Genomic DNA, 2,042 nt, shown 5'->3' on the forward strand with positions numbered 1-2,042 from the left:
GCGACCAGGCATTCGGCTGGAGACGAATACGGCCCCTCGAGGTACACGTTACCCCCGGTCATCCGCATGACTGTCGGACGGCCGGGCCGGATCGCACTGACCGTCCGCAAGCCCGCTGCCATGGACGGTCCGTTGCGTCTGGGGTTGGCTCTGCCTCCGGGTTTTGCGTCGGACCAAGCCGATCTTTTCATCCAACCCCACGCCGGGCAAACGGCCCATGGCGTTTCATGGCCGTGCACCGCCTTGCAGCGGGGCCGGTTTTCCCTGGCCCGCTGCCATGTGGAATGCCGGTCTCCGTTGGGATTGTGGGATTTGCGGCGCCGATTCGATTTTGACTGCGAATTGCGCGCTATCCCAACCTGACCAGCGGCCGACACGGCCTGGCGGGGCTTTTCCGGCACGGCGAGTGGGGACTGCACACCCGGCGCCGGGTGGGAAAGGGCAGGGAGTTCGAACAACTGCGTGACTACCTGGCCGGAGACAATTTCGAGGACATCGACTGGAAAGCCACCGCCCGCCGCCGCCGCCCGGTCACCCGGGTGTTCCAGGTGGAGCGGGCCCAGGAGATCTACGTCGTCCTGGACGCCTCCCGTCTGAGCACCCGCCCGGCGGCCTTTCTCAGCGAGCGGCGCCAAAGGGAGCGCAAGGAAAAAACGGCGGACACCCCGCCGGCAGTCGATCCGGCCACGATTGTCGACCGCTACGTCACCGCCGCCCTGGTCATGGCCGTGGTGGCCGAGCAGATGGCCGACCGCTACGGATTGCTGATTTTTTCCGATCAGCCGGACTGCTTTATTCGCGCCGGACGAGGCCACGCCCACTACAACGCCTGCCGCGAAGCCCTGTATGACCGCCGGGCGCGCCTGGTGTCGCCGGATTTCGACGAGCTGTTCGCCTTTATCGGCACCCATATCCGCAAACGAGCCCTGCTGGTGTTTCTGACCAGCCTGGACGACCCCCTGCTGGCCGAAAGCTTCGAGGAATCCATGGCCATTGCCGGACGCCGCCACATGGTGATGGTCAACACGTTCCGGCCTCCCGGCGCCTATCCCCTGTTCAGCAACTGGGATGTCAAAAGCCTCTGGGGATCTGTCAGCACCTGGCCGGCCACATTTTGTGGGAATCGCTGTTCGAAACCCGGCGCCGCATCCGCCGCCATGGTGCCGGTCTCGAACTGTTGGACCCCTCCCAACTGTGCAGTCAGTTGGTCCGTCAGTACCTGGATGTCAAACAGCGGCAGGTGCTATGAGCCATGATCATCGATCTGAAAAAATTCATCGCCCGGGAACAGCCCTATTGGTATGAATTGGCCGATCTGCTCAAGGCCCGGGATGACGATCCCCATCGTCTGCTGGACCTGTCCACGATCAGGCGCCTGCACTACCTTTACCAGCGGGCCTCGGCCGATCTGGGAAAAATCGGCACCTTCGCCGCCGAGCCGGGGGTGCGCACCTACCTGGAATCCCTGGTGGGAAGGGCCTACGCCGCCATCCACAGCTCCCGGAAGAAGGCCGTGCGCATCGCCCCCTTGCACTGGGCCGGGGTCAGCCTGCCATCCACCTTCCGGCGTCATTGGAGGGCTTTTGGCATGGCCCTGGCCGTGCTTTTGATCGGATGCCTGTTCGGCGCCACCGCCCTGGTGCTGGATCCGGAAGCCAAGGCCGTGCTCATGCCATTTGCGCATTTGCAGATGGATCCGGCCGAACGCGTGGCCCGGGAGGAGCTGCCCGCGAAAACGGACCGGCTCGAAGGGGCCAAGGGACAGTTTTCCGCCTTTCTGATGACCCATAACACCCGCATCGCCGTATTGGTGCTGGCCCTGGGCATGACCTGGGGCATCGGTACCATCGTTTTGCTTTTTTCCAACGGCGTGATGCTGGGGGCCGTGGCCGCCGATTATATCCGGGCCGGCGAGGGCCTCTTTCTTTCCGGCTGGTTGCTGCCCCACGGCGTGATCGAAATCCCGGCCATCGTGATTGCCGGTCAGGCCGGCCTGCTCCTGGCCTCGGCCCTGATCGACCGCTCCACCGGCCTGACCCTGG

General features: G+C 64.4%; 3 protein-coding genes. All 3 read left to right on the forward strand.

All coding sequences use genetic code 11. The features are described 5' to 3' along the window. Positions 1–363, forward strand: a 363-nt coding sequence (locus JCM12296_RS34360; RefSeq protein WP_218188438.1) for a hypothetical protein, incomplete at its 5' end; no start/stop codon positions are given. Between the two features lie 68 nt (positions 364–431). Further along, a complete protein-coding gene (locus JCM12296_RS34365) occupies positions 432–1,256 on the forward strand; it encodes a DUF58 domain-containing protein (protein WP_054702616.1) in 825 nt (274 codons plus the stop codon). Then, positions 1,253–2,042 (forward strand): stage II sporulation protein M (locus JCM12296_RS34370; RefSeq protein ID WP_054702619.1); only part of this gene is annotated, 790 nt, incomplete at its 3' end. The genes JCM12296_RS34365 and JCM12296_RS34370, both read left to right, overlap by 4 nt.

The organism is Desulfosarcina cetonica JCM 12296, from assembly GCF_001311845.1.
Lineage (GTDB): Bacteria > Desulfobacterota > Desulfobacteria > Desulfobacterales > Desulfosarcinaceae > Desulfosarcina > Desulfosarcina cetonica.